Here is a 26139-nt window from a genome sequence, read left to right as displayed (position 1 = left end):
TCCCGGCGTTAGCCGGTGATCGTTTTGGGTGCGGCCTCCCTTGCCGAGTAGACTGCTGAAGTTGCTCGGCGAGGGAGGCCGTACTCCGTGTTGCACGGGGGTCACGGTGGTCCGTTATCGACGCGCTCTTCGTAGCAGGCCGTTCGTGGCCGGGTGACCACGTCCGTTCCCAGTTCCGAGGAGTGATCAACATGTCTGAGGTCAAGCTCAGCGCCGAGACGCGTACCGAGTTCGGCAAGGGCGCCGCCCGCCGTGTCCGTCGTGACAACAGGGTCCCGGGTGTCCTCTACGGCCACGGCACCGAGCCGCTGCACCTGACGCTGCCGGGCCACGAGCTGCTGCTGGCGCTGCGTACGCCGAACGTCCTGATCTCCCTGGACATCGACGGCAAGACCAACGAGCTGGCGATCCCGAAGGCCGTGCAGCGCGACCCGCTGAAGGGCTTCCTGGAGCACGTCGACCTGCTGCTGGTCAAGCGCGGCGAGAAGGTCACGGTCGAGATCCCGGTGCACACCGAGGGCGAGCTGGCCCCGGGCGGCTACCTGCTCGAGCACGTGCTGAACGCGCTGCCGGTCGAGGCCGAGGCCACGCACATCCCCGAGGCCGTCACCGTCTCCGTCGAGGGTCTGGAGGCCGGTGCCTCCATCCACGCCAAGGACATCACCCTGCCGTCCGGCACGACCCTGGCCGTCGAGGAGGACGCGGTCGTCCTCCAGGTCCTGGCCGCGCAGGCCGAGGAGGCCGCCGAGGGCGAGGAGACCGAGGGCGAGGAGGCGGCGGAGGCCTGATCCTCCCCGTCGTCGTCAGTTGTTCAGCCGCCGCTTCCCTCGCGGGGAGCGGCGGCTGCCGCGTATCAAGGAGACATGGACGTGACCACCGCCGCCAATGACCCCTGGCTCGTCGTCGGGCTGGGCAATCCGGGGCCGGAGTACGCCATGAACCGGCACAACGTCGGGTTCATGGTGGTGGATCTGCTCGCGGAGCGGATCGGGGGGAAGTTCAAGCGGGCCGGCAAGGCGCAGGCGCAGGTGCTGGAGGGCCGGATCGGTCCGGTGGGTCCGGAGAACCGGCGGGTGATCCTGGTGAAGCCGACGTCGTACATGAACCTGTCGGGTGGTCCGGTGAACGCGCTGCGGGACTTCTACAAGGTGCCGTTGGCGAACGTCGTGGCGGTGCACGACGAGCTGGACATCGACTACGGGACGCTGCGGCTGAAGCTGGGCGGCGGGGACAACGGGCACAACGGGCTGAAGTCGATGACGAAGGCGATGGGTCCGGACTACCACCGGGTGCGGTTCGGGATCGGTCGGCCGCCGGGGCGGATGCAGGTGGCGGACTTCGTGCTGAAGGACTTCTCGTCGGCGGAGCGCAAGGAGCTGGACTACTTCGTGGACCGGGCGGCGGACTCGGTGGAGTGTCTGCTGGCCGAGGGGCTGGAGCGGGCGCAGAGCGCGTACAACTCCTGACTTGTCCGCGCAAGGCGGCCACCGAGGTTGACCGGGTGTGCGGGTATGGCCAATGATCCCGGCCATGCCTGCCTCAGCCGCCTCCTCCCGTCCTGCCTCCGTGACCGCCCTGCGGTTCGGCCGGGTCGCGGTGACGGGTGTGCTCGCCGCGTTGATCCTGCTGGGCGGCGTGTGGGGTTCGTGGGGGACGGCGCAGCAGGTGATGCTGTCCAAGGGGCGTGAGCGCGGGACGGTCCGGGTGACGCGGTGCGCGGGGCACGTGTGCAGTGGTGCGTTCACGCCGGGTTCGCCGGGTGCCCGGGCGCGGGCGGTGGTGAAGATCGCCCAGCCGGTGGCGGTGCGCCGGGGGCGGACGTACGACGTGGTGGTGAAGCCGGGGACCGACGAGGTGGTGCGGTCCGGGCCGGGCGGGGTGCTGTACGCGTGGGTGCCCTTCGGCGGTGCGCTGCTGCTGGCGTCGGTGGTGGTGGCCGGCGGGATGCGGCTGACCCGGGCCGGGTGGGTGCTGGCGGGCTGCGGTGTGGCGCTGCTGACGGCGGCTTTCGTGGCGGTGTGAGGCGCTCCACAAGGTGAACGTGCGGGGAAACGACGTGTGTCCGCTTGGTGGTTGACCTGCGGCAGCGCGGAGCCCCACGCTGAACCGCCTCCCCCACCCCTTCCCCGTTCGCCACTGGTGTTTCGCCGGGGCCGGTGAGGAGCCGCGCCGCAACGAGCCGCACGTGTGCGCCGCGTCCGCGGCTCCGTCGTCCGCGCCGTCCGCGCCGGGCGGTGGCCTGGCCGAGACCGGCAACGGTGTGCCGGTGGGTGTGCTGTCGGGTGCGGCGGCCGCGCTGGTCGGTGCGGGCGGCTGTCTGGTGGTCCGGCACCGCAGGGCCCAGCAGGGCTGATCCGGCCGCGGGAAGGCGCGGGAAGCCGCAGAAGCCGCAGGAAAGAGGGGTGCCCCCGGGGTCGTACGGACCCCGGGGGCACCCCCTTTGTCGTGCGCTGCTGCGGGCGTCAGCCGGTGTTGCGCAGGCCCGCTGCCACGCCGTTGACGGTGAGGAGCAGGGCGCGGGAGAGCAGCGGGTCGGGGGAGGCGCCGGCGGCGGCCGCGTCGCGCTGGCGCTTGAGGAGGGTGACCTGGAGGTAGGAGATGGGGTCGAGGTAGGCGTCGCGGATGCTGAGGGTCTGCTTGAGGGCCGGCGCGGCGTCGAGGAGTTCCTTCTCGCCGGTGACCCGCAGGACTTCACGGACCGTCAGTTCGTGTTCGGCCTTGATGGTGTCGAAGACGTGCTTGAGCTCGTCGGGGACGAGGGTGTCGACGTAGTGCTGGGCGATGCGCAGGTCGGTCTTGGCGAGGGTCATCTCGACGTTGGAGATGAAGTTGCGGAAGAAGTGCCACTGTTCGTGCATCTCGTCCAGGACGGTGTCCAGGCCGCTCTCGCGCAGGGCCTTCAGGCCGGAGCCGACGCCGAACCAGCCGGGGACGATCTGCCGGGACTGGGTCCAGCCGAACACCCACGGGATGGCGCGCAGGCCGTCGAGCGAGACGCCGGAGCCGGGGCGGCGGGAGGGCCGGGAGCCCAGGTGCAGGTCGGCGAGCTGGTCCACCGGCGTGGACGCGAGGAAGTACGTCGGCAGGTCGGGGTCCTCGACGAGGCGGCGGTAGGCGGCGTGGGCGGCGTCGGAGACGACGTCCATGGCGGCGTCCCAGCGGGCGAGGGCCTCGTCGGACTGGCGGGGTGCGGTGTGCAGGGCGGAGGCCTGGAGGGTGGCGGCGAGGGTGAGTTCCAGGTTCTCCCGGGCGAGGGAGGGGATGAGGTACTTGTCGGAGATGACCTCGCCCTGTTCGGTGACCTTGATCTCGCCTTCGAGGGTGCCCCAGGGCTGGGCGAGGATGGCGTCGTGGGAGGGGCCGCCGCCGCGGCCGACGGTGCCGCCGCGGCCGTGGAAGAGGCGCAGGCGCACGCCGTAGCGGTGGGCGACGTCGCGCAGCCGGCGCTGGGCGCGGTGGATCTCCCACTGGCTGGTGGTGATGCCGCCGAACTTGGAGGAGTCGGAGTAGCCGAGCATGACCTCCTGGACGTCGCCGCGCAGGGCGACGAGGCGCCGGTAGGAGGGGTCGGAGAGCATGTCCTCGAGGATGGTGTCGGCGGCGCGCAGCTCGTCGGTGGTCTCCAGGAGGGGGACGATGCCGATCTTCGCCCAGCCGGCGTGCAGGTCGAGGAGGCCGGCCTCGCGGGCGAGGACGGCGGCGGCGAAGACGTCGTCGGCGCCCTGGCACATGGAGATGATGTAGGACTCGATGACCTCGGGGCCGAAGACGGCGAGGGCGCGCTTGACCGTCTCGAAGACGCCGAGGGTCTTGGCCCCGGCGGCGTCGACGGGGGCGGGGGTCGGGGCGAGGGGCCTTCTGGAGCGCAGTTCCTTGGCGAGGAGCTTGGCGCGGTACTCGCGAGGCATGTCGGCGTAGCGCCAGGACTCCTCGCCGAGGCGGTCGAAGAGCTGGCCGAGGGCGTGGTGGTGGGCGTCGGCGTGTTCGCGGACGTCCATGGTGGCGAGCTGGAGGCCGAAGGCGGCGAGGGTGCGGATGGTGCGGGCGAGGCGGCCGTCGGCGAAGAGGGCGCCGCGGTGTGCGCGCAGGGAGGTCTGGATGATCCGCAGGTCGTCGAGGAGTTCGGCGGTGCCGAGGTAGTCGCGGCCTGCGGTGTGGGGGGTGCCCTGGGCGAGGCGCTGCTTGGTGTTCTCGAGCTTCTGCCGGATGCAGGTGGCCTTGAGCCGGTAGGGCTCCTCGGCGTTGAGGCGCTTGTAGCGGGGGCTGATCTCGGGCAGGCGTTCGAGGTCGTCCTGGAGGGAGGTCAGGAGTTCCTCGGTGGCGCCGGTGTAGCGGATGGAGTTGGAGAGCAGGCCGCGCAGTTCGTCGATCATCTCCAGGGCGTCGTTGATGCCGTGTTCGTGCTGGAGGATGAGGACGTCCCAGGTGACCTGGGGGGTGACGTTGGGGTTGCCGTCGCGGTCGCCGCCGATCCAGGTGCCGAAGGTGAGGGGGCGGGTGTCGTCCGGGAGGTGGACGCCCACGCGTTCGAGTTCGGCGGTGAGGTCCTCGAGGACGTCGCCGACGGCGTCGGCGTGCAGTTCGTCGAGGTAGTAGATGGCGTTGCGGGCCTCGTCGGCGGGTTCGGGGCGCACGACGCGCAGTTCGTCGGTCTGCCACACGAGGTCGATGTTCTCGGCGAGGCGGACGTCGTGGCGGCGGCGGTCGGATTCGAGGACGGGGGTGTCCAGGAGTGCGGCGAGGCGCCGGAGCTTGTTGAGGACGGACCGGCGGGCGGCCTCGGTGGGGTGGGCGGTGAAGACGGGCCGGACGTTGAGGTTGTGGACGGTCTGCCGCAGGTGCTCGGGGTCGGCGTCCTTGAGCCGGTCGGCGGTGCGGGCGAGGAGGCCGCCCTCGGCGGCGCGGCGGGCGCGCAGCTCACGGCCGCGGTGCACCTGTTCGGTGACGTTGGCGAGGTGGAAGTAGGTGGAGAAGGCGCGGACCAGCTTGGCGGCGGTCTGCAGTTCGATGCCACGCAGCAGCTCGGCGGCGGCCTCGCCGTCCTCGCGGGTGAGGCGGCGGACGTTCTCGACGAGGTCGAGGAGTTCGGGGCCTTCCTGCCGTACGAGGGTCTCGCCCAGGAGGTCGCCCAGCCGGCGGATGTCGGCTCGCAGCTCGCTGCTGGTCGTGGTGGTCTGGTCGTCGGCACTGCTCACAGGTGCGGCTCCTTGCAGTGTTGAAGCTCGTCTGGGAGGGAACCCGGTGCTACCACCACCGCGCGGCAGGTGCCGCTCAGGGGCCGGAGCGTCCGGGAGGAATCAGAGCGGACCGCGCTGTCCGACCGACTTCCAGGATATGTGTCCACTCGGACGCGCAGGCTCTGGGGCTCTTGCCGCCGGACGACACGCTGCCATACTTACGACGCCGTAGGTTACGGAACCGTAGGGAGGTCCCGTTCACATCCCGTCCGGTCCGTTCTGCCCAGCGGCATCTGCCTCAACCCTCGACCCCACAGGGGACGCGCATGACCTCAAGTTCCGATGTGATCGACAAAGCCCGTAAGGCCGGCGACACGTCCGACCCCTCCGCCACGCTGGGCGGCGAACAGAAGCGTTCGATCGAGCAGATCGCGCTGCTGATGTTCATCACCGTGCCGTTCCTGGCACTCGTGGCGGCCGTACCGCTGGCCTGGGGCTGGGGGGTGAGCTGGCTCGATCTGGGCCTGCTGGTGTTCTTCTACTTCCTCGGGTGCCACGGCATCACGATCGGTTTCCACCGGTACTTCACGCACGGCTCGTTCAAGGCCAAGCGGCCGCTGCGGATCGCGCTGGCGATCATGGGTTCGCTGGCGGTCGAGGGGCCGCTGGTGCGCTGGGTCGCCGACCACCGCAGGCACCACAAGTTCTCGGACACCGAGGGCGACCCCCACTCGCCGTGGCGGTTCGGAGAGACGCTTCCGGCGCTGCTCAAGGGCCTGTGGTGGGCGCACATCGCCTGGATGTTCGACGAGGAGCAGACGCCGCAGGAGAAGTACGCGCCGGATCTGATCAAGGACCCGGCGCTCCGGGCGATCTCACGCCAGTTCGTGATGTGGACGGTCGTGTCGCTGACGCTGCCGCCGCTGATCGGCGGGCTGGTGACGATGTCGTGGTGGGGCGCGTTCACCGCGTTCTTCTGGGGTTCACTCGTCCGGGTGGCCCTGCTGCACCATGTGACCTGGTCGATCAACTCGATCTGCCACGCGGTGGGCAAGCGGCCGTTCAAGTCGCGGGACCGCTCGGGCAACGTGTGGTGGCTGGCGGTGCTGTCGTGCGGGGAGTCCTGGCACAACCTGCACCACGCCGACCCGACCTCGGCCCGGCACGGCGTGATGCGCGGGCAGATCGACTCCTCGGCGCGGTTCATCCGGATCTTCGAGCTGCTGGGCTGGGCGTACGACGTGCGCTGGCCGTCACGCTCGCGTATCGATTCGCGCCGTGACAACGGCGAAGGCGGCTCCCGGCGCCGGAGGGAGACGGCCGAGGCGGCATGATGGAAGCCGTGGCGACCGACTCCAGCAGCACCCCGACGAACGACAAGCCGCGGCGTGCGCGTCGCACTCGTATGACCGGTGCCGAGCGCCGCCAGCAGTTGCTGGAGATCGGTCGCACCCTCTTCGCGGCGAAGGGCTTCGAGGGCACGTCGGTGGAGGAGATCGCGGCGAAGGCCGGGGTGTCCAAGCCGGTGGTGTACGAGCACTTCGGCGGCAAGGAGGGGCTGTACGCGGTGGTCGTGGACCGCGAGATGCGGCGCCTGCTGGACATGGTCACCGGCTCGCTGACGGCCGGCCACCCGCGTGAGCTGTGCGAACAGGCGGCGTTCGCTCTGCTGGACTACATCGAGGAGTACACGGACGGATTCCGCATCCTGGTCCGCGACTCCCCCATCCCGCAGTCGACGGGCACCTTCGCGTCCCTGATCTCGGACATCGCCACGCAGGTGGAGGACATCCTGGGCCGCGAGTTCAAGAGCCGCGGCTTCGACCCGAAGCTGGCGCCGCTGTACGCCCAGGCGCTGGTCGGCATGGTCGCGCTGACCGGCCAGTGGTGGCTGGACGTGCGCCGCCCGAAGAAGGCGGAGGTCGCGGCGCACCTGGTGAACCTGGCGTGGCACGGGCTGGACGGCCTGGAGCAGAAGCCGCGGCTGATCGGGCACCGGAAGAGCTGACGTTCGCCGTACGGGCCTACCGGGGCTGGAGGAACTCCAGCCGGTTGCCCACCGGGTCCCGCGAGTAGAAGCGCCGGTGGCCCGGGAGGGCGTCGTCCCAGGTGACCGGGGCCCCTTTCGCCGCCAGCCGGGCCGCGTACGCCTCGATGTCCGTCACCCTCAGGCCGGGGTGGGCCTTCCTCGCGGGGCGACAGTCACATGCTCCGTCTCCGGCGGGGGCCGCTTCGATGCCCAGGTGGAGCTGGACCGCGCCCGCCTGGAACCAGCAGCCGCCGCGGGCCGCCAGGGCGGGCGGCTTGGGGATCTCCGTCATGCCGAGGACGCCGGCGTAGTAGGCCCGCAGGGCGTCCTCGGAGCCGGGCGGTGCGGCGAGCTGCACGTGGTCGACGGCGGCCAGCATGCTCAGGCCTCCTTCACGGCCACGGCGAACAGCCGCCGGAAGGGGAGCACGGTGCCGTACGCGGCGCTCGGGTAGGCGTCCCTGAGCAGGTCGCGGTACTCGGCGAGGAAGGCGTCGCGGGCCTCGGGGTCGTCGGCGAGGGCGGTCAGGGCGGGCCGCAGGCCGGTGCCCTTGGCCCAGTCGAGCACCGGGTCCGCGCCCCGCAGGACGTGCTGGTAGGTCGTCTGCCACACGTCGGTCGCGCACCCGAGGCGGGCGAGCCGGTCGAGGTAGTCGCCCGGTGCGTGCACGGAGTCGGTGCGGCGCAGGACGCCGTCGAGGCGGGCGCGCCAGCGGGGGGTGGCGGCGAGGTCGCGCATCAGGGCGTGCAGGGGGGCGTCGAGGTTGTCGGGGACCTGGAAGGCGAAGGTGCCGCCGGGCTTCAGGGCGGCGATCCAGTCGGGGAAGCGGTCGGCGTGGCCCGGCACCCAGTGGAGGGTGGCGTTGCTGATGATCAGGTCGTGCGGCTCCCCGGGTGTCCAGGTGCGGGCGTCGGCGACCGTGAAGTCGAGCCGGCCGCCGCCCGGCGTCGGGCCCTCGTGGTCGACGTGGGCCTTGTCGAGCATCTCGGGCGAGTGGTCGTAGCCGGTGATGTGGGCGGTGGGCCAGCGCTCGGCGAGCAGGGCGGTGACGTTGCCGGGGCCGCAGCCGAGGTCGGCGATGCGGGGCGGTCCGGCGGGCGGTCGCGCGGGCAGGTCGGGGACGCGGGCGAGGAGGTCGGTGAAGGGGCGGGCGCGGTGGCCGGCGTGGCGGAGGTACTGGGCGGGGTCCCAGGTGGGCGTCGTCATACGGCTCACTTTCCCGCCCCGATTATCTTGATGTCAAGAGACTTGAAGTCAAGAGACTTCACGTCGACACAACCACTACACTGATCTCCATGGAGGACGAGGTCGATCGGCTGGTCGCAGCGTGGCGCCGGGAGCGCCCGGACCTCGACGTGGAGCCGCTCGAGGTGCTCAGCCGGGTGAGCCGGCTGGCCCGGCACCTGGACCGGGCGCGCCGGCTCGCCTTCGCCGAGCACCAGCTCGAGCCCTGGGAGTTCGACGTGCTGACCGCGCTCCGGCGCGCGGGCACGCCGTACCAGCTCTCCCCCGGTCAGCTGCTCACGCAGACCCTGGTCACCTCGGGCACGATGACCAACCGGATCGACCGGCTCGCGAAGAAGGGCCTGGTCGAGCGGCTGCCCGACCCGAGCGACCGGCGCGGGGTGCTGGTCCGGCTGACCGGCACGGGCCGGGACCAGGCCGACGAGGCGCTGGCGGGGCTGCTGGAGCAGGAGCGGGCGATCCTCGGTGAGCTGTCCCGCGCCCAGCGGGCCGAACTGGCGAGCCTGCTACGCCAGTTGACCGCCCCGTTCGACAACATCCCCGGTTAGGGCGGGTCCCAGGTCCGCGGGGCCCACGCCGGCCCGCCGGGCGAGCGCGACGGCGGCCAGGGTGGAGTGGACGCCCAGTTTGCCGAGGACGTTCTGCATGTGGGTGCGCACGGTGTGCGGGGAGAGGAACAGCCGTTCGGCGACGGCCTTGCGGCCGAGCCCCGCGACCATGCAGCGCAGCACCTCCCGTTCCCGGGGGGTGAGGGACTCCACCAGCCGTTCGCTCTCGCTGCGGTGCTTGCGGGCGGCGGTCAGTTCCTTCAGGACGCCGGTGAGCAGGGCGGGCGGCAGATGGGTCTCGTCGCGCAGCACGCCCCGGACGACCGTGAGCAGCCGGGACAGCGAGCAGTCCTTGGCGACCCAGCCGCAGGCGCCCGCCTGCAGGGCGAGGGCCGCGCGCCGGGGGTCGTCCTTCTCGGCGAGGACCACGATCCGCACCCCGGGCTGTGCCGCCCGGACGCCGGTGACCAGGGAGATCCCGTCGACCAGCCCGTCCTCGTCGCCGTCGTGCACCGGCACGGCGGGGCGGGCCCCGGGGAGGTTGCCGCCGAGGTCGGCGTCGACGAGGAGGACGTCGTAGCGGCGGCCCTCGGTGGCGGCGCGCTCCAGGCAGCGCAGCGCGGCCGGGCCGCTGCCCGCGGCGGAGACGTCGACGTCGGGCTCGGCGGCCAGTGCGGCGGCGAGCGACTCGGCGAAGATACGGTGGTCGTCGACGACCAGGACTCGGATACGAACCACGAAACCCCCTTCCCCAGGCTCCGCGTGGAGCAGGGGATACCTCAGGTCCGGAGAACGAAAGACGCGCACGGGCCGGCACCCACGACGAGGACGCGCACCGCACGACCGCCGCCGTTGCGGAGACTGCTACCCCCACCGCGGGCACCGAACCCGCTTGTCTCGCCCCCTGAGCGGCACCGGCCCCCACCGGTGCTGCTCATCAGAGTACGGACGGCGGCAGCGAGCGGAAGGCGATTTACAGAACTGGCCGTCCGGCACGTTTATGGTGTGCCGCATGTTTCGTATTGAGGCGGAAGTCGACAGAGGCCGACGTGATCTGCTCCGCTCGCGGCTGCGGGACACCAACACCTCGGCGTCCCCGGTCCTGGCGGCGCTGCGCGGCACGCCCGGCGAACGCGAGGTGCCGCTGCACGTGTGGGCCCTGGACGCGGCCGGCGGCCTCGCGGGCGGCCTGGTGGGCCACACCTGGACCACCTGGCTGCACGTCACCTACCTCTGGGTCGACCCCCGCCACCGCGGCACCGGCCTCGGCACCCACCTGCTCGCCCGCGCGGAGCACCTCGCCCGCACCGACCGCGGCTGCACCGGGGCCCGCCTGGAGACGTGGGACTTCCAGGCGCCCGGCTTCTACCGGAAGCAGGGGTACGAGGTGGTGTGCGTGATCCCCGACTATCCGCCGGGAATCACGGAGTACACACTGACGAAGCGGCTGGGCTGACCGGATCGGGTCAGTCCGGGGGCCGGACGCCGGAGGCCGACGTGCCTGCTGCGCCGGCTGGACAGCCGGCGGTAGCCGAGCGCGTGCGCGATCTGCCCGGCCCTGGCCGCCACCGTCGCGTCGTCGACCCGCATCTCGACCCGGCCACGCCCGTCGAAACACGCCCTGAGCGCGTCGTCGTCCACCGCTCCCCCTCCCCCGCAAGCCGCCGAAGGCTCAGACCACCCGCCGCGCCCCCGGCGAAGGCACCGCCTCGAACACCCGGGGAGCGGTGTGGCCTGCCGCCGCGAAGGCCTCCTCGACCGCCTTGGTGAGGGTGTCCACGTCGGTGGCCTCCGCCAGGACGATCGCGGAGCCGCCGAAGCCGCCGCCGGTCATGCGGGCGCCGAGGGCGCCGTGGGCGAGGGCGGTGTCGACGACCAGGTCGAGTTCGGGACAGGAGATGCGGAAGTCGTCGCGCAGCGAGGCGTGGCCCTCGGTGAGGACCGGGCCGATGGCGCGGGTGTCGCCGGAGCGCAGCAGGGACACGGTCCGCTCGACCCGCTCGTCCTCCGTCACCACGTGGCGCACCAGGCGGACGACCTCCTCGTCGCCGCCGAGGCGGGCGAGGGCCGCGTCGAGGCCCGCGTAGGGGACGTCGCGCAGGGCGTCGACGCCGAGCAGCGCCGCGCCCTTCTCGCAGCCGGCGCGGCGCTTGCCGTACTCGCCGCCGCTGTGGGCGTGCTTGACCTGGGTGTCGACCACCAGCAGGCGCAGTCCCTCGGCCGCGAGGTCGAAGGGGATCTGCCGCTGGGACAGGTCGCGGGTGTCCAGGAAGAGGGCGTGGCCCTGCTCGCAGCAGGCCGACGCCGTCTGGTCCATGATGCCGGTGGGCGCGCCGACGTAAGAGTTCTCGGCGCGCTGGCACAGGCGGGCCAGCTGCCAGGGCTGCAGGCCCAGCTCGTACAGGTCGTTCAGGGCCAGGGCGACGACGACCTCCAGGGCCGCCGAGGAGGACAGGCCCGCGCCGGTGGGGACCGTCGAGGAGAGGTGGACGTCCGCGCCGGTGACCGCGTGGCCCGCCTCGCGCAGGGCCCAGACCACGCCCGCCGGGTACGCCGTCCAGCCGGTGTCGCTCTGCGGCGCGAGGGCGTCGAGGCCGAGCTCGACGACGCCGCCCCCGACGTCCGCCGAGTGCAGGCGCAGGACGCCGTCGGTGCGGCGGGAGACCGCCGCGGTGGTCTGGTGCGGCAGCGCGAAGGGCATCACGAAGCCGTCGTTGTAGTCGGTGTGCTCACCGATCAGGTTGACGCGGCCGGGCGCCGCCCAGACTCCCTCGGGATCGGCTCCGTACAGTTCGGCGAAGCGCTCCCGGACCTGCTGTGCCCCCACTACTGCTCCCTTGTGATGTGCTGCGCGAACTCCCAGGCGTCCGCGACGATGCCCGCGAGGTCCGTGCGGGACGGGTTCCAGCCCAGCTTCTCGCGGGCCGTGCCGGCCGAGGCGACCAGGACGGCCGGGTCGCCGCCGCGGCGCGGGGCGACCACCTCGGGGATCGGGTGGCCGGTGACCTTGCGGGCGGTCTCGATCACCTCGCGCACGGAGAAGCCGCTGCCGTTGCCGAGGTTGCAGATCAGGTGCCGGCCGGGCTCCGCCGCCGTCAGCGCCAGCAGGTGGGCCTCGGCCAGGTCCGCCACGTGGATGTAGTCGCGCACGCAGGTGCCGTCCGGGGTCGGGTAGTCCTCCCCGAAGACGGAGATCGCCTCGCGCCGGCCCTGGGCGACCTGGAGGACCAGCGGGATCAGGTGCGACTCCGGGTCGTGGCGCTCGCCGTGGGTGCCGTAGGCGCCGGCCACGTTGAAGTAGCGCAGCGAGACCGCGGCCAGCCCGTGGGCGTGCGCCTCGCTGGTGATCATGTGGTCGACGGCGAGCTTGGTGGCGCCGTAGGGGTTGGTCGGCCGGGTCGGGGCGGTCTCCGGGATCGGGACCTGCTCCGGTTCGCCGTACGTGGCGGCCGTGGAGGAGAAGACCAGCGTGCGGACGCCGGCCTCGCGCATCGCGCCGAGCAGGGCCAGGGAGCCCGCGACGTTGTTCTCCCAGTACTTCTCCGGCTTCGCCACCGACTCGCCGACCTGGGAGGACGCCGCGAAGTGCAGCACGCCGTCGTAGGAGGGGTCGAGCCACTTGGCGGCGTCGCGGATGTCGCCCTCGACGAACGCGGCACCGGCGGGCACGCCCGCGCGGAAGCCGGTGGAGAGGTTGTCGAGGACGGTGACCTCGTGGCCGGCCTCCAGCAGGTGCTGGGCCACCACGCTGCCGACGTAACCCGCGCCGCCCGTCACCAGGTACTTCATCAACTCGCTACCTCTCGCAGTCGCTCGGCCGCGCGCTCCGGCGGCACGTCGTTGATGAACACGTTCATGCCGGACTCGGAACCCGCGAGAAACTTCAGCTTGCCGGAAGTGCGGCGGATGGTGAAAAGCTCGAGGTGCAGCGCGAAGTCGTCCCGCGTGACGCCGTCGAACTCCTCCAGCGGGCCGAACGGGGCCTGGTGCCAGGCCGCGATGTACGGGGTCGGAGGCTCACCCTCGCCGAAGATCCGGTCGAAGCGCCTCAAGAGTTCCAGATAGACCTGGGGGAACTCTGTGCGCGCGGCCTCGTCCAGGGCGAGCAGGTCGGGCACGCGGCGCTTCGGGTAGAGGTGGACCTCGTAGGGCCAGTGCGCGGCGTACGGCACGAAGGCCGCCCAGTGTTCACCCTCGAGGACGACCCGCTCACCGGCCAGTTCCTGCTCCAGGACGGCGTCGAACAGGTTCTCCCCGCCGGCGGCCTCCTTGTGGGCGGCGAGCGAGCGGAGCATCAGTGCGGTGCGGGGCGTGGTGAAGGGGTAGGCGTAGATCTGTCCGTGCGGGTGACCCAGGGTGACGCCGATCTCGGCACCCCGGTTCTCGAAGCAGAACACCTGTTCCACGGAGGGCAGGTGCGACAGCTCCGAGGTGCGGTCCGTCCACGCCTCCAGCACCAGTCGCGCCTGTTCCTCGGTGAGGTCGGCGAAGGAGGCGTCGTGGTCGGAGGTGAAGCAGACGACCTCGCAGCGGCCGGAGTCGCCGGCGAGCGAGGGGAAGCGGTTCTCGAAGACGACGACGTCGTACCAGGAGTCCGGGATCTCGCTGAGGCGCTCGCCCTCGGTCGGGCACAGCGGGCACTCGTCCGCGGGCGGATGATAGATGCGGCCCTGGCGGTGCGAGGCGACGGCGACCCGGTCGCCGAGCAGCGGGTCGCGCCGGATCTCGGACGTGGTGACCGTTCGGTCCAGCGGGCGGCGGTCCACCGCGTCGCGCACGGTGTCGTCCCGGAGGTCGTAGTAGATCAGCTCACGACCGTCGGCCAGCCGGGTCGAGGTCTTCTTCACGCCGGACTCCTCAATGTCCCGCAGCAATCACTCAACACAAACAAACATAACAGACCACAACTCCACAACACCTTGAAGCATCACGATCGCACAAAGAACACCACCCGACGTGTTCGACAACTGAACACGGAGGCGTAGGTTCCGCACCGGACCAGTTCGCGCAACGAAGCGAGTTCTCATGCAAACCCCCACATACGCCCCCACGTATCTGGCGGTGGAGCTGCGTCTCCCCACCAACTGGCTCGACTACACGATCCTGGCGATCTACTTCGTCGTCGTCCTCGGCATCGGCTTCGCGGCCCGCCGCTCCGTCAAGACCAGCCTCGACTTCTTCCTGTCCGGACGCTCGCTGCCCGCCTGGATCACCGGTCTCGCCTTCATCTCGGCGAACCTGGCGGCCACCGAGATCCTCGGCATGGCCGCCAACAGCGCCCAGTACGGCGCGTACACCGTGCACTGGTACTGGATCGGCGCCATCCCCGCCATGGTCTTCCTGGGCCTGGTGATGATGCCCTTCTACTACGGCAGCAAGGTCCGCTCGGTCCCCGAGTTCCTGCTGCTGCGCTTCGACCGGGGCGCCCACCTGCTCAGTTCCATCCTGTTCGCGTTCGCCGCCATCCTGATCGCCGGCGTCAACCTCTACGCCCTCGCGATCGTCGTCGAGGCCCTGCTCGGCTGGCCGCAGTGGGTCGCCATCGTCGTCGCCGGCGCCTTCGTGCTCGCGTACATCACGCTCGGCGGCCTGTCCTCGGCGATCTACAACGAGGTGCTGCAGTTCTTCGTCATCCTCGCCGCGCTCATCCCGATCACCGTGCTCGGCCTGCGGAAGGTCGGCGGCTGGGGCGGCCTGACCGACAAGCTCACCGCCACCCACGGCCCGAACTTCACCACCGCCTGGGGCGGCACCGGCATCGGCAGCGCCAACCCGCTCGGCGCCAACTGGCTGACCATCGTCCTCGGCCTCGGCTTCGTGCTGTCCTTCGGCTACTGGACCACCAACTTCGCCGAGGTGCAGCGCGCCCTGTCCGCCAAGAACCTCTCCGCCGGGCAGCGCACCCCGCTGATCGCGGCCTACCCGAAGATCTTCATCGTCTTCCTGGTGATGATCCCGGGCCTGGTCGCCGCCGCGCTCGTGCCGAAGATCGGCGGCTCCGCCTCGGGGCTGCAGTACAACGACGCCATTCCCTACCTGATGCAGGAGCTGCTGCCCAACGGCGTGCTCGGCATCGCGGTCACCGGCCTGCTCGCGGCCTTCATGGCCGGCATGGCGGCCAACGTGTCGTCGTTCAACACGGTGTTCACCACCGACATCTGGGAGAAGTACGTGGTGCCGGGCCGCGAGGACGGGTACTACGTCCGCTTCGGCCGCCTGATCACCATCGTCGGTGTCTGCGCGTCCATCGGCACGGCGTTCCTGGCCTCGTCGTTCTCGAACATCATGGCCTATCTGCAGACCCTGTTCTCCTTCTTCAACGTGCCGATGTTCGTCGTCTTCATCGTCGGCATGTTCTGGCGGCGCGCCTCCGCCAAGTCCGGCTTCTGGGGCCTGCTCGCCGGCACCACGACCGCGATGATCAACTACTTCGTCCTCTACAAGAAGGGGATCGTCTCCATCCCCAGCGACCAGGGCGCCAACTTCGTCTCCGCGATCGCCGGCTTCGTAGCCGGCGCGGTGGTGATGGTCGCCGTGTCCCTGTTCACCCGGCCGAAGCCGGCGGAGGAGCTGCAGGGGCTGGTCTACGGCACCCGCTCCCCCGGCATGGCCGAACCGCCCGCCCCCGGCGACGACGCGTGGTACCGCAGGCCGGCGCTGCTGGGCTGGGGCGCGGTCGTCCTGGCCGCCGCCTGCTACATCCCGTTCTCGCTCTGACGCGGGAGGATCGAGGAAACCATGACCGAGCAGCCCGGACACCCCGACCACCCCGGCCGGCACCACCACTACACCGAGGCGGACGTCGCGGAGGAGGTCTCCGACCTGGAGACCAAGTCGGCGACCGCCGCCCGCATCTTCGACCTGCGCCGCATCATCGGCGGCCTGTTCGTCCTGTACGGCGTCATCGTCACGATCACCGGGATCACCGACTCACAGGCCGCGATCGACAAGGCGCAGGGCGTCAACATCAACCTGTGGACCGGGATCGGCATGCTGGTCCTGGGCGTCTTCTTCCTGGTGTGGCTGAAGCTGAGGCCTACGCCGCCGGCTCCGCCCGAGGAGTCCGCGGACTCGGAGGAGGGCCGTTGAACGTGCGGTCGTGAGCCGGGTGCGGGCGGTGGGCCGGGGGCCGGCCTAGACGTCCTCGTCCGCCGGGCGCCGCCCCGCGCGGTCCAGCAGGCCTGTCCGCGCGGCCAGCGCCGCCGCCTCCAGGCGGGAGCCCACGCCCAGCTTCATCAGGACCCGCTGGACGTGGGTGCGGGCGGTGCTGGGGGCGATGCCCATGCCGGCCGCGATCAGCCGGGTGTCCTCGCCGTCGGCGACCCGGACCAGCACCTCCACCTCGCGCGGCGTCAGCATCTGCAGCAGCCGCCGGCCCTCGTCGTCGGGCTGGGCGGCGGGATTGAGCAGTTCACCGAAGGCGCCCTGCAGCAGCTGGGGAGCCACCGCCGCCTCGCCCGCCCGGGCCTTCATGATCGCCCGCTCGACGCCCTCGATCCGCTCGTCGTGCCGTACGTAGCCGGAGGCCCCCGCCGCGAACGCCGCCGCGATGCCCCGCGGGGACGGCACCGGCCCCAGCACCAGCACGGCCACCTGCGGCCGCTCCCGCTTGATCCGCACCACCGGGTCGAAGGCCCCCGGCTCGGCCGGCGCCGCCGTACCGAGCAGGCACACCTCCGGTGCCCGCGCGATCACCAGGTCCGCCGCGCCCGCCGCCGGCGCCGCCGCCGCGAGCACCCGGTGCCCGCGCAGCTTCAGCGCCGAGGCCAGCGCCTCCGCGAGCAGGCGATGGTCGTCGACGACCATGAGCCGTACCCCCATCAGAGCAACCCCCCAGTCCCCCCACCACGACGGAAGGCCCCCCGGCACCCCGTCTTCATGCCCCCGGAAGCTACACGCTTGTTCGACGTCGCGCTGCCCCTTGAAAGAGAAGTGCCCCGGATCGATGACATCCGGGGCACTCCCTGGTAATACCTGGCGTTCACCCCCCGGCGCCCGGAAGCGCACGGGGGCGTGCGCTCAGGCGCCCGCGCCGAAAGCGAGCAGCAGGTACTCCTTGCCGTACGACACCTTGTGCGCGAACACCGACGACATGTAGAGCCGGCCGTGCCCGAAGCGGATCTCCGCGTACTCCGGGAGCATGCTGGTCTCCGCCTGCCGTACGTCCCGCGCGGCCGGGTTCTCCAGCAGCTCGGTGACCTTGAAGGAGCCGCCGTCGATGCTGACGACCTGGCCGCCCTTGTCGTACGGCGGGTGCTTGTAGGCGATCAGGTTGCCGCCGTCCATGCGCAGCGGGGAGAAGGTGTAGCCGTCGCCGGCCTCGGCCCGCTGGCCGGTCTGCTTCCCGGTGGCCAGGTCGAACGCGATGATCTCGTTGGTCCTGCCGTAGGTGCCGTTGCCGTCCTGCTCCTCGGTCGGCACGTACAGCCTGCCGTTGCCGGCGACGACCTCCCGGCAGTCCTCGATCCGCGTGACGCCGTCGCACCGGCCGCCGTAGCGGTCGGAGGGCGCGGAGATGCGGGCGAGCAGCTTGCCGGTCTTGTTGTCGATGGAGAAGTAGTCCGAGATGCCGCTGCCGTCCTTGGCGCTGTCGCCGATGTCGGCGGCGACGACGAGCGGGTCGCTGGAGACGACGCTGGCGTACTCGATGCCCGCGCCCATCTTGTAGTCGGAGATCACCTTCCCGGACACCGGGTCGATGGTCTGGATGTGCAGCTGGCGGTTGTCGTAGCTGCCGCACTTGCGCACCGCGACGAGCTTGGGGCCGCCGCCGTACCCGGCGTCGTAGCAGGAGTCCTCCGGCTTGGGCTGCCAGCGGACCTTGCCGGTGTCGATGTCGAACGCGGCGCCGCCGTTGGTGCTGCCGACCGCGACGGTGTGCTGGGAGACCGTCACGTTCTCCAGGTTGCCCGCGTAGTCGCCGTTCTTGACCGTCTTGGTCCACAGGCGGGTGCCCTTGCCGAGGTCGATGGCGGCGACCTGGCTGCATGCCGCACCGTTGTCCTGGGCGGGCGTCTTCGGCTGGAAGACGACGGCCGTCTTGTCGTCGGCGGTGACGTACTTGCTGGCCGCGCACACCGGGCCGGGCAGCTTGACCGTCCACAGCTTGGCGCCCGTGGCGGGGTCGTAGCCGACGATCTGCGCGACGCCGCTCTTGGCGTACACCTTGTCGGTCAGCCAGGAGCCGGTGGTCGCGACGGTGTCCTTGGTGCCGGGCATCGGGACCTTGAACAGGAGCTTGGCGGCCGGGTTCGACGGAGCCTTCTCCGTGCCGCCGGAGGAGGTGCCGCCGGAGCCGTCCTGGCCGTTCTTGCCGCCAGTGCCCCCACTGGAGCTCGCGGTGTCGTGCTTCTTGCCGTCGCCGCCGGAGGACTTGGCGTACCAGATGCCGCCGCCGACGATCAGGGCGATGACGACGACCGCGGCGACGATGACGACGAGCGCGGTGTTGTTCCGGCCGCCGCCGGGCTGCGCGTACTGCGGCGGCACCGGCCCGGCGGGCCCGCCGGGGTAGCCGTACGCGCCCGCGGGCGGCGTCGGCTGGGCGTACGGGTTCTGCGGCGCGCCCGGGTAGCCGTACCCGGGCTGGGGCTGCGGCGCCTGGGGGTATCCGTAGCCCGGCTGGGGCTGCGGGGGCTGCGGGTAGCCGTAACCGGGCTGGGGCGCCGGGGGCTGCTGCGGGTAGCCGTAGCCGGGCGGCGGCTGCGGCGGGGGGTTCTTCCGGAGGCCCGGCGGGGTGGCGGGCGGGGTCGGCGGCTGGTCCTGGGGCGGGCCGAAACCGCCCTGCTGCGGGGGCTGGTTCGGCGGCTCGGGCGGCTGGGTCATGACGGAGGTACCTCGGTGGAGCTCGGGCCGGGCGGCGGGGGGACGACGGAGGACGGACCGGGGCTCACTTGCCGAAGGCCATCATCAGCTTCTCCTTCGCGTCGTCGTTGCCGGACAGCCGGGTGGAGGAGATGAAGAAGCGCCCGTCGGCCCAGGCGACGGCACCGTCGAAGAACGAGTTCTCTATCTGCGCGGTGCCGGCCGGGTTCTGCAGCAGCTTCACCGGCGTGTGCGAGCCGCCGGCGGTCGGGACGGCCACGACCTGGCCTCCCTTGTCGTACGACGGCTGGACGTAGGCGATGAGACGGCCGCCCTCGGTCTTCAGCGGCGACATCGACTCGTCCGCGGGCGACTTGACCCGCCACTTCTCCTTGCCGGTGGCGAGGCTGATCGCGACGATCTCGTTGGGGCCCGTCGTGGCGGCCGTGGGCAGGTAGAGGGTGTCGGCGTCGACCGTGACGCCGTTGCAGCCCTGCAGGTCGCGCTCCAGGATCGCCCAGCCGCAGCCGGGGGCGAACTTCTCGTCGACCTTGACCTCGGAGCGGAACTTGCCGGCGTCGGTGAAGGCGGAGATGTTCCAGGCCTTCTTCTTCTCGTTGGTCAGGTACACCACGAGCGGGTTGAGGGAGTAGGTCCGCGCGACCGTCCAGCCCTTCTTGACCGGCTGCGTCCACTTCACCTTGCCGGTGGCCGCGTCGAGTTCCTGGATCTCGTCGTGCTCGGTGCCGGTGCCGGCGCCGCAGGAGGCGACCTGGACCAGCCGGCCCGAGCCGCCCGCGAACGCGGTCGGGAAGCACGCGGAGCCGTACTTCTTCTTGTCGTACAGCTTCTTGCCGCTGTCGACGTCGTACGCCGTGCCCGACTGGGAGCGTCCCACCATCAGGGTCCGGCCGCTGACGGTCAGTTCGAGGCTGAGCGTGCTGTCGAACAGCGCGCCCTCGCCGACCTGGCCGCTCCAGCCCTTCTTGCCGGTGTCGAGGTCGACCTGCTGGAGCTGGTTGCACTTGGCGCGGTCGCTGACGCCGCTCATGTACGCCACGACGATCTTGCCGTCGTCCGACTGCGGGCTGACCGCGCAGATCTTCTGCGGGAAGCCGATGGGGTCCCAGGCGGGGTCGCCGTTGCCGACCCGGTAGGCGAAGAGCTGCTTGTACGCCGCCTTCACCGCCGTCCTGCCGGTGATCCACATGCCGGGGGCGTCGGCGCCGGAACCGGGCGCGTCGGGTGCCGTCTTGTACCAGAGCACCTTCGACTCGCCGGGCTTGCGGCCGTCGTTGAGGTTCTCGGGGTCGGCGCCGCCGTCGCCGCTGCCGTCACCGGGGTTGACCGGCGCGTCGGAGGCGGAGTGCTTGCCGTCGCCGCTCTGCTGGGCGACCGGCTTCTTCTGGCCGCCGTCGTCCCCGCTCGTCACGGCGTACACCGTGCCGCCGATGACCAGCAGGGCGGCCGCGGCGGCGCCGATGATCAGCGCGGTGCGGCCCCTGCCCGCCGGGCCGCCGCCGGGGCCGCCGGCGGGCGGCGGCATGCCGGGGCCGCCCGGGTACTGCGGCTGCTGCGGGTAGCCGTACCCCGGCTGCGGGGCGTTCGGGCCGGGCTGCGGGGCGCCGTAGGGGCCCTGGGCGCCGGGGCCGGCGGGCGGCGCGCCGTACGGGCCGGGCTGGGCGTAGGGGCCGGGCTGCTGCGGGTAGCCGTAGCCGGGCTGGGGCTGCGGCGGCTGGGCCGGGGGCGTGGGCGGGGACTGCGGAGGGGGCTGCGGGGCGCCGAATCCGCCGCCGTGCGCGGGCTGGTCCTGCGGCGGGCCGAAACCGCCCTGCGGTGGCTGGTTGGGCGGCTGGTTGGGCGGCTGAGTCATCAGCGCTCTTCCCCCTCGTTCACTGATTTTTAGCCACGCCCCGAGGTTCGCTCGCGGACCCAAGGTCGTACTCAGACAGTTCTCAGACCGCTCTTTCTATCACCCGGCACCGACGCTCCAGGGCTTCGGTTCCGCGCCTGTTCCCAACGGAGGACCGGGCTGTGATGCCGCCGTTACGCGCCTTCACGCCCCCTTCACGCGGCGCGCGCAACACAGGCGCGCGCGGCCGGAATCCAGCCGCGCGCGCCGGGCGCTCTCGTACCGACGCGGCTACGCGTCCTCCGCCAGCTCCAGCCAGCGCAGCTCCAGTTCCTCGCGTTCCCCGGTCAGTTCGCGCAACTGGGCGTCCAGTTCGGCCACCTTCGCGAAGTCGGTGGCGTTCTCGGCGATCCGGGCGTGCAGCTTGGACTCCTTCTCGGAGACCTTGTCCAGCTGCCGTTCGATCCGCTGGAGTTCCTTCTTGGCGGCGCGCTGGTCGGCGGCGCTGCGGTCCTGCGTGGCCGGCTTGGGCGCCGCGGCGGCCGTCTGCGCGGCGACCGCCTCCTCCATGCGCTGCCGCCGCTCCAGGTACTCGTCGATGCCGCGCGGCAGCATGCGCAGGGTGCCGTCGCCGAGGAGGGCGTAGACCCGGTCCGTGGTGCGTTCCACGAAGAACCGGTCGTGGGAGATGACGATCATCGAGCCGGGCCAGCCGTCGAGGACGTCCTCGAGCTGGGTGAGGGTCTCGATGTCGAGGTCGTTGGTGGGCTCGTCCAGGAAGAGGACGTTGGGCTCGTCCATGAGGAGCCGCAGGAGCTGGAGCCGGCGCCGCTCACCACCGGAGAGGTCGCCGACGGGCGTCCACTGCTTCTCCTTCGTGAAGCCGAAGGTCTCGCACAGCTGCCCGGCGGTCATCTCGCGCCCCTTGCCGAGGTCGACGCGCTCGCGCACCCGCTGCACGGCCTCCAGGACCCGCAGGTTCGGGTCGAGTTCGCCGACCTCCTGGGAGAGGTAGGCGAGCTTGACGGTCCTTCCCACGGCGATCCGGCCGCCTACGGGCTGCGCCTCGCCCTCCGTCCGGGCCGCGTCGGCCATGGCCCGCAGCAGGGAGGTCTTCCCGGCGCCGTTGACGCCGACGAGGCCGATCCGGTCGCCGGGGCCGAGCTGCCAGGTGACGTGCTTGAGCAGCACCTTGGGGCCGGCCTGGACGGTGATGTCCTCCAGGTCGAACACCGTCCTGCCGAGCCGGGAGGAGGCGAACTTCATCAGCTCGCTGCTGTCCCGGGGCGGCGGCACGTCCGCGATCAGCTCGTTGGCGGCCTCGACCCGGAAGCGCGGCTTGGAGGTGCGGGCGGGCGCCCCGCGCCGCAGCCAGGCCAGCTCCTTGCGGATCAGGTTCTGCCGCTTGGCCTCCTCGGTGGCGGCGATCCGCTCGCGTTCGGCGCGCGCGAAGACGTAGTCGGAGTAGCCGCCCTCGTACTCGTGGACGGTGCCGCGCTGCACGTCCCACATGCGGGTGCACACCTGGTCCAGGAACCACCGGTCGTGGGTCACGCACACCAGCGCCGAGCGCCGGGCCTGCAGGTGCCGGGCGAGCCAGGCGATGCCCTCGACGTCGAGGTGGTTGGTGGGCTCGTCCAGGACGAGGAGGTCCTGCTCCTCGATGAGCAGCTTGGCGAGCGCGATCCGGCGCCGCTCACCACCGGAGAGCGGCCCGATGACGGTGTCGAGCCCCTTGGGGAACCCCGGCAGGTCGAGCCCGCCGAACAGCCCGGTCAGCACGTCCCTGACCTTGGCGTTGCCGGCCCACTCGTGGTCGGCCATGTCGCCGATCACCTCGTGGCGGACGGTGGCGGCGGGGTCGAGGGAGTCGTGCTGGGTGAGCACCCCGAGCCGCAGCCCGCCCGAGTGCGTGACCCGCCCGGTGTCGGCCTCCTCCAGCTTGGCCAGCATCCGGATGAGGGTGGTCTTGCCGTCGCCGTTGCGCCCGACGACCCCGATTCGGTCCCCCTCCGACACACCGAGCGAGACGCCGTCCAGCAGGGCACGGGTGCCGTAGACCTTGCTGACGTTCTCGACATTGACCAGGTTGACGGCCATTTCACTCCTGTGCGCGGGGGATGGATCGCCCGTCCAGAGTAGTCGGAGGCCGGCCGTCGTCCTCCTGGCGCGGACCGGTGCGGATACCCGGCGGCGTCCGCACCGGTTCCGGGTGCGCTACGACAGGACGGTCGCCCCCGCCACCGGCCCCGCCGCCGTCCGCACCGACCGGCACGTCCCCGAGGCGCGCAGGGTCTCGGCGACCTTCTCGGCGGACTCGGTGTCGCGGGCGAGGAAGGCGGTCGTCGGGCCGGAGCCGGAGACGAGGGTGGCGAGCGCGCCCGCCCCGCGTCCGGCGTCCAGGGTGTCCGCCAGTTCCGGGAACAGGGACAGGGCGGCCGGCTGGAGGTCGTTGGAGACGGCGGCGGCCAGTGCGTCCGCGTCGCCCTTCGCCAGCGCCCGGAGCAGCTCCGCCGAGGCCACCGGCTCCGGGATGTCGCGGCCCTCGGCGAGCCGGTCGAACTCGCGGAACACCGCCGGGGTCGACAGCCCCCGCCCGGCCATCGCGAACACCCAGTGGAAGGTGCCGCCGACCTCCAGGGCCGTCAGCCGCTCGCCGCGCCCCACTCCGAGTGCCGCGCCGCCGAGCAGACTGAAGGGGACGTCGCTGCCCAGTTCGGCGCAGATGTCGAGGAGTTCGGCCTGAGAGGCGCCCGTGCCCCACAGCCGGTCGCAGGCGAGCAGCGCGCCCGCGCCGTCTGCGCTGCCGCCCGCCATGCCGCCGGCGACCGGGATGTCCTTGGCGATGTGCAGGTGCACGGCCGGCTCGATGCCGTGGCGTCCGGCGAGGGCGAGGGCCGCGCGGGCGGCGAGGTTGGTGCGGTCCAGGGGGACCTGGGCGGCGTCCGGGCCCTCGCAGGTGATCCGGAGTTCGTCCGCCGGGCTGACGGTGACCTCGTCGTACAGGCCGACGGCGAGGAAGACGTTGGCGAGGTCGTGGAACCCGTCCGGGCGGGCGGCGCCGACCGCGAGCTGGACGTTGACCTTGGCCGGGACGCGTACCGTGACGCTCACTCGCCGCTCTCCTTGCACTCCGCGATCCGCGCGAACTCCTCCACCGTCAGCGACTCCCCGCGCGCCTGCGGCGGGACGCCGGCCGCGACCAGCGCCGCCTCGGCCGCCGGTGCGGAGCCCGCCCAGCCGGCCAGCGCGGCCCGCAGGGTCTTGCGGCGCTGGGCGAAGGCGGCGTCGACGACCGCGAAGACCTCCTTCTTCGACGCCGTCGTCCTGATGGGCTCGGTCCGCCGGACCAGCGACACCAGGCCGCTGTCGACGTTCGGCGCGGGCCAGAACACGTTGCGGCCGATGGCCCCGGCCCGCTTGACCTCGGCGTACCAGTTCGCCTTCACGGAGGGCACGCCGTACACCTTGGAGCCGGGCGCGGCGGCGAGCCGGTCGGCGACCTCGGACTGCACCATCACCAGCGTCCGCTCGATGCTGGGGAAGGTGTCCAGCATGTGCAGCAGCACGGGGACGGCCACGTTGTACGGCAGGTTCGCCACCAGGGCCGTCGGCGCCGGACCGGGCAGCTCGGTGACGTGCATCGCGTCGGAGTGGACCAGCGCGAACCGGTCGGCACGCCCGGGCATGCGGGCGGCGATGGTGGCGGGCAGCGCTGCGGCGAGGGTGTCGTCGATCTCCACGGCGGTGACCCGGTCGGCGGCCTCCAGCAGCGCGAGGGTGAGCGAGCCGAGCCCCGGCCCGACCTCGACGACCACGTCGTCGGGGCGGACCCCGGCGGTGCGGACGATACGGCGGACGGTGTTGGCGTCGATCACGAAGTTCTGGCCGCGCTGCTTGGTGGGGCGGACACCGAGCGCTGCCGCGAGCTCACGGATGTCGGCGGGGCCGAGGAGGGCGTCGGGGAGGGGGCTGGTCACGGCACAAGGGTACGGGGGTGTTCCCGGGGGGTTCGCCGGGTGCCCGGCGGACCGGGCCGCCGCGCGCATCGCCGCACCCGCCCGGTGCTCACCCGTGCAGCCGCGTCCCGCAGTGCGGCCAGGGAGTGGACCCGCGCTGCTGGTACAGCTTCTTGGCGCGGTACGTCTGCTCCTCGGCCGGGGCGTCCTGCGGGCGTCCGCTGCCGCCGAGGCTCTGCCAGGTGCGGGCGTCGAACTGGTAGAGCCCGCCGTAGGTCCCGGAGGCGTCCACGGCGTTCGGGCGGCCGCCCGACTCGCAGGCGGCGAGGCTCTTCCAGTCGAGGTGGTCGGCGCCGTGCACCGAGTGCGGCCGGGGCTTGCTGCCGACCCGCACCACCTGCTCGCGCGGCCGGCGCACCACCTCGGACTCCTCCCGGCGCGGCTTCTCCCGCACGCCGTTGACGGTGCGCAGGAAGTAGGTGACCCGGCGCAGTCCGGGCTGCCCGGGCTGGTCGACGACCTCGGTGCCCTGGAAGAGCGCGGGGTCCGCGGTCCGGTGGACGCCGAACGGGATCTGCTCCTCGCGGACCTCGCGGAAGCCGCGCACCCGCAGCACGGTCACGGTCTGTCCGTCGCGCGGGAAGCCGCCCGGCGGGACGGAGGTGGTGTCCTGGCCGTGCAGGGTGACGCCGGCCTCCTGGAGTGCCTCGCGGACGGTGGCCGCGTTGGTGCGGATGGTGCGGCTGCGGCCGTCGGCCATGATCGTGACGGTGCGCTCGGTGCGGACGTCGAGCGCGAGGCCGGTGCGCCCGATGCTCTGGGAGCGCGAGGCCGACAGGTACGCGCCCTCGGCGCGCACCCCGAGCTCGCGGAGCGCCCCGTCCACCGTCTTCGCCGTCGTCCACACCTCGTGCTGCCGGCCGTCCAGCGTGAGGCGGACGGGGCGGCCGTAGCGCACCGCGACCTCGTCGCCGGCGGCGAGGGGGGTGCCGGGGGCGGGCGCGACCATGTCGTGCGCCCCGACGGGCACGCCTTCCTCGGCGAGCAGCTCGGACACGTTGTCGGCGAAGGTGTGCAGGGTGCGCGGCCTGCCGTCGACGCTCAGCTCGACCGCCTTGTCGTTGGCGACGAAGGCGGTGGTGCCGCCGGCGAGGAACGCGACGACCAGTGCCTGCGGCAGCAGGCGGCGTACGGCGGAGTCCGGGCGCTCGGTGTAGCGCGCCCGGCGCCGGCGCGCGGCCCGCCCGCCGGCCGGCTCGTACTCGGGTTCGACCGCGTCCACCGGTGGCGGGGGCGCGCCCACCGGCGGCCGGGGCGGCTCCGGCTCGGTGACGAAGTACGCCTCGGCCTCGTAGGCGGGCCGGTAGGTGTCCTCGTACAGGCCGTACGGCAGGGTCTCCGCGTCGTGCACGGAGGCGCCGTGGCCGTGGGGCCGGTACGTCTCGTCCTGCGACTTGCTCACGCCGACACGCTCCAGGGAGCCAGAGGGGTCCGGAATCGGGCCCCCAGAACCTAGCGGAGCGAG

The 26139-nt window shown here is 72.1% G+C and carries 24 protein-coding genes; 10 read left to right on the top strand and 14 right to left on the bottom strand.

What is annotated here, in order from left to right; genetic code table 11:
* Window positions 1-191 precede the first annotated feature (191 nt).
* The 4 genes from AQJ66_RS09685 to AQJ66_RS38800 all read left to right on the top strand — a co-directional run bounded on the left by AQJ66_RS09685 (window position 192) and on the right by AQJ66_RS38800 (window position 2353).
* A complete protein-coding gene (locus AQJ66_RS09685; protein WP_061919141.1) occupies window positions 192-788 on the top strand; it encodes a 50S ribosomal protein L25/general stress protein Ctc in 597 nt (198 codons plus the stop codon).
* 75 nt (window positions 789-863) lie between these two features.
* Window positions 864-1466 carry an aminoacyl-tRNA hydrolase gene (pth, locus tag AQJ66_RS09680; protein ID WP_061919139.1) on the top strand — a complete coding sequence of 201 codons (603 nt, stop codon included), beginning with the start codon at window positions 864-866 and terminating at the stop codon, window positions 1464-1466.
* A gap of 52 nt (window positions 1467-1518) precedes the next feature.
* Window positions 1519-2022, top strand: coding sequence for a hypothetical protein (locus AQJ66_RS09675; RefSeq protein WP_107118902.1), 504 nt, complete (start codon window positions 1519-1521; stop codon window positions 2020-2022).
* A gap of 163 nt (window positions 2023-2185) precedes the next feature.
* A complete protein-coding gene (locus tag AQJ66_RS38800; protein WP_159052552.1) occupies window positions 2186-2353 on the top strand; it encodes a hypothetical protein in 168 nt (55 codons plus the stop codon).
* Between the two features lie 109 nt (window positions 2354-2462).
* On the opposite strand, the gene ppc is transcribed toward AQJ66_RS38800, so the two are convergent.
* Window positions 2463-5195 (bottom strand): phosphoenolpyruvate carboxylase, encoded by a 2733-nt coding sequence (ppc, locus tag AQJ66_RS09670; RefSeq protein ID WP_061919137.1) that lies wholly within the window; start codon window positions 5193-5195, stop codon window positions 2463-2465.
* A gap of 308 nt (window positions 5196-5503) precedes the next feature.
* Here ppc and AQJ66_RS09665 point away from each other — a divergent pair, with 308 nt between their 5' ends.
* Window positions 5504-6511 (top strand): acyl-CoA desaturase, encoded by a 1008-nt coding sequence (locus AQJ66_RS09665; protein ID WP_061919135.1) that lies wholly within the window; start codon window positions 5504-5506, stop codon window positions 6509-6511.
* Entirely contained in the window at window positions 6508-7185 is a 678-nt protein-coding gene (locus AQJ66_RS09660; RefSeq protein WP_061919133.1) for a TetR/AcrR family transcriptional regulator, read from the top strand. Before AQJ66_RS09665 ends, AQJ66_RS09660 begins: the two co-directional genes overlap by 4 nt.
* A 16-nt stretch (window positions 7186-7201) precedes the next feature.
* On the opposite strand, the gene AQJ66_RS09655 is transcribed toward AQJ66_RS09660, so the two are convergent.
* Window positions 7202-7585 (bottom strand): VOC family protein, encoded by a 384-nt coding sequence (locus AQJ66_RS09655; protein ID WP_061919132.1) that lies wholly within the window; start codon window positions 7583-7585, stop codon window positions 7202-7204.
* 2 nt (window positions 7586-7587) lie between these two features.
* Window positions 7588-8412 carry a trans-aconitate 2-methyltransferase gene (locus AQJ66_RS09650; protein ID WP_061919130.1) on the bottom strand — a complete coding sequence of 275 codons (825 nt, stop codon included), beginning with the start codon at window positions 8410-8412 and terminating at the stop codon, window positions 7588-7590.
* A gap of 89 nt (window positions 8413-8501) precedes the next feature.
* Here AQJ66_RS09650 and AQJ66_RS09645 point away from each other — a divergent pair, with 89 nt between their 5' ends.
* Entirely contained in the window at window positions 8502-8999 is a 498-nt protein-coding gene (locus tag AQJ66_RS09645) for a MarR family winged helix-turn-helix transcriptional regulator (RefSeq protein WP_061919128.1), read from the top strand.
* Here AQJ66_RS09645 and AQJ66_RS09640 read toward each other — a convergent pair.
* Complete coding sequence (locus AQJ66_RS09640; protein WP_061919126.1) at window positions 8958-9737, bottom strand: LuxR C-terminal-related transcriptional regulator; 780 nt, start codon at window positions 9735-9737, stop codon at window positions 8958-8960. The genes AQJ66_RS09645 and AQJ66_RS09640 overlap by 42 nt on opposite strands.
* Window positions 9738-9999: 262 nt before the next feature.
* Here AQJ66_RS09640 and AQJ66_RS09635 point away from each other — a divergent pair, with 262 nt between their 5' ends.
* Entirely contained in the window at window positions 10000-10455 is a 456-nt protein-coding gene (locus AQJ66_RS09635; RefSeq protein WP_208611320.1) for a GNAT family N-acetyltransferase, read from the top strand.
* A gap of 216 nt (window positions 10456-10671) precedes the next feature.
* On the opposite strand, the gene galK is transcribed toward AQJ66_RS09635, so the two are convergent.
* From galK to galT, 3 genes are read right to left on the bottom strand one after another with little or no spacing between them, the layout of a single operon-like run.
* The gene (gene galK, locus AQJ66_RS09625; protein ID WP_061919122.1) at window positions 10672-11826 is read right to left on the bottom strand and encodes a galactokinase; all 1155 of its coding nucleotides are present in this window, start codon (window positions 11824-11826) and stop codon (window positions 10672-10674) included.
* On the bottom strand, window positions 11826-12788 hold the full coding sequence (gene galE / locus AQJ66_RS09620; protein WP_061919120.1) for a UDP-glucose 4-epimerase GalE: 963 nt from the start codon (window positions 12786-12788) through the stop codon (window positions 11826-11828). The genes galK and galE overlap by 1 nt, the downstream gene beginning before the upstream one ends.
* Window positions 12788-13846, bottom strand: a complete 1059-nt coding sequence (gene galT / locus AQJ66_RS09615; RefSeq protein WP_061919117.1) for a galactose-1-phosphate uridylyltransferase — start codon at window positions 13844-13846, stop codon at window positions 12788-12790. Before galT ends, galE begins: the two co-directional genes overlap by 1 nt.
* A gap of 178 nt (window positions 13847-14024) precedes the next feature.
* Between galT and AQJ66_RS09610 the strand changes: the two genes are divergently transcribed.
* Both AQJ66_RS09610 and AQJ66_RS09605 read left to right on the top strand, forming a co-directional pair.
* The gene (locus AQJ66_RS09610; RefSeq protein WP_061919115.1) at window positions 14025-15716 is read left to right on the top strand and encodes a sodium:solute symporter family protein; all 1692 of its coding nucleotides are present in this window, start codon (window positions 14025-14027) and stop codon (window positions 15714-15716) included.
* A gap of 21 nt (window positions 15717-15737) precedes the next feature.
* A complete protein-coding gene (locus AQJ66_RS09605) occupies window positions 15738-16088 on the top strand; it encodes a hypothetical protein (RefSeq protein ID WP_061919113.1) in 351 nt (116 codons plus the stop codon).
* Between the two features lie 45 nt (window positions 16089-16133).
* Here AQJ66_RS09605 and AQJ66_RS09600 read toward each other — a convergent pair whose 3' ends face one another.
* From AQJ66_RS09600 to AQJ66_RS09570, 7 genes are all read right to left on the bottom strand, one after another.
* Window positions 16134-16820 carry a helix-turn-helix transcriptional regulator gene (locus AQJ66_RS09600; protein ID WP_079060153.1) on the bottom strand — a complete coding sequence of 229 codons (687 nt, stop codon included), beginning with the start codon at window positions 16818-16820 and terminating at the stop codon, window positions 16134-16136.
* Window positions 16821-17018: 198 nt separating this feature from the next.
* The gene (locus tag AQJ66_RS09595) at window positions 17019-18824 is read right to left on the bottom strand and encodes an outer membrane protein assembly factor BamB family protein (protein ID WP_061919110.1); all 1806 of its coding nucleotides are present in this window, start codon (window positions 18822-18824) and stop codon (window positions 17019-17021) included.
* A gap of 64 nt (window positions 18825-18888) precedes the next feature.
* The gene (locus AQJ66_RS09590; protein WP_061919108.1) at window positions 18889-20676 is read right to left on the bottom strand and encodes an outer membrane protein assembly factor BamB family protein; all 1788 of its coding nucleotides are present in this window, start codon (window positions 20674-20676) and stop codon (window positions 18889-18891) included.
* Window positions 20677-20946: 270 nt separating this feature from the next.
* Window positions 20947-22755 (bottom strand): ABC-F family ATP-binding cassette domain-containing protein, encoded by a 1809-nt coding sequence (locus tag AQJ66_RS09585; protein WP_061919105.1) that lies wholly within the window; start codon window positions 22753-22755, stop codon window positions 20947-20949.
* 117 nt (window positions 22756-22872) lie between these two features.
* Window positions 22873-23769 carry a 4-(cytidine 5'-diphospho)-2-C-methyl-D-erythritol kinase gene (locus AQJ66_RS09580; protein ID WP_061919104.1) on the bottom strand — a complete coding sequence of 299 codons (897 nt, stop codon included), beginning with the start codon at window positions 23767-23769 and terminating at the stop codon, window positions 22873-22875.
* A complete protein-coding gene (gene rsmA / locus AQJ66_RS09575; RefSeq protein ID WP_061919101.1) occupies window positions 23766-24635 on the bottom strand; it encodes a 16S rRNA (adenine(1518)-N(6)/adenine(1519)-N(6))-dimethyltransferase RsmA in 870 nt (289 codons plus the stop codon). The genes AQJ66_RS09580 and rsmA overlap by 4 nt, the downstream gene beginning before the upstream one ends.
* An 88-nt stretch (window positions 24636-24723) precedes the next feature.
* Window positions 24724-26076, bottom strand: a complete 1353-nt coding sequence (locus AQJ66_RS09570; RefSeq protein ID WP_061919099.1) for a resuscitation-promoting factor — start codon at window positions 26074-26076, stop codon at window positions 24724-24726.
* Window positions 26077-26139: the final 63 nt, after the last annotated feature.

Origin of the sequence: Streptomyces bungoensis (assembly GCF_001514215.1) — a bacterium.
In the GTDB taxonomy this organism is placed as follows: Bacteria; Actinomycetota; Actinomycetes; order Streptomycetales; family Streptomycetaceae; genus Streptomyces; species Streptomyces bungoensis.
Note: the sequence above shows the minus strand (reverse complement) of the source record. Positions and strands in the feature narration are given on the sequence as shown.

Bases quoted from the DNA above. Each gene is read 5' to 3' on its own strand.
- AQJ66_RS09650 (WP_061919130.1), bottom strand. From the start codon at position 8,412: ATGACGACGCCCACCTGGGACCCCGCCCAGTACCTCCGCCACGCCGGC.
- AQJ66_RS09600 (WP_079060153.1), bottom strand. From the start codon at position 16,820: ATGGGGGTACGGCTCATGGTCGTCGACGACCATCGCCTGCTCGCGGAG.
- AQJ66_RS09610 (WP_061919115.1), top strand. From the start codon at position 14,025: ATGCAAACCCCCACATACGCCCCCACGTATCTGGCGGTGGAGCTGCGT.
- AQJ66_RS09595 (WP_061919110.1), bottom strand. From the start codon at position 18,824: ATGACCCAGCCGCCCGAGCCGCCGAACCAGCCCCCGCAGCAGGGCGGT.
- AQJ66_RS09645 (WP_061919128.1), top strand. From the start codon at position 8,502: ATGGAGGACGAGGTCGATCGGCTGGTCGCAGCGTGGCGCCGGGAGCGC.
- AQJ66_RS09675 (WP_107118902.1), top strand. From the start codon at position 1,519: ATGATCCCGGCCATGCCTGCCTCAGCCGCCTCCTCCCGTCCTGCCTCC.
- AQJ66_RS09590 (WP_061919108.1), bottom strand. From the start codon at position 20,676: ATGACTCAGCCGCCCAACCAGCCGCCCAACCAGCCACCGCAGGGCGGT.
- pth (WP_061919139.1), top strand. From the start codon at position 864: ATGGACGTGACCACCGCCGCCAATGACCCCTGGCTCGTCGTCGGGCTG.
- galE (WP_061919120.1), bottom strand. From the start codon at position 12,788: ATGAAGTACCTGGTGACGGGCGGCGCGGGTTACGTCGGCAGCGTGGTG.
- AQJ66_RS09655 (WP_061919132.1), bottom strand. From the start codon at position 7,585: ATGCTGGCCGCCGTCGACCACGTGCAGCTCGCCGCACCGCCCGGCTCC.
- AQJ66_RS09585 (WP_061919105.1), bottom strand. From the start codon at position 22,755: ATGGCCGTCAACCTGGTCAATGTCGAGAACGTCAGCAAGGTCTACGGC.
- AQJ66_RS09660 (WP_061919133.1), top strand. From the start codon at position 6,508: ATGATGGAAGCCGTGGCGACCGACTCCAGCAGCACCCCGACGAACGAC.
- AQJ66_RS09605 (WP_061919113.1), top strand. From the start codon at position 15,738: ATGACCGAGCAGCCCGGACACCCCGACCACCCCGGCCGGCACCACCAC.
- AQJ66_RS09635 (WP_208611320.1), top strand. From the start codon at position 10,000: ATGGTGTGCCGCATGTTTCGTATTGAGGCGGAAGTCGACAGAGGCCGA.
- AQJ66_RS09665 (WP_061919135.1), top strand. From the start codon at position 5,504: ATGACCTCAAGTTCCGATGTGATCGACAAAGCCCGTAAGGCCGGCGAC.
- AQJ66_RS09685 (WP_061919141.1), top strand. From the start codon at position 192: ATGTCTGAGGTCAAGCTCAGCGCCGAGACGCGTACCGAGTTCGGCAAG.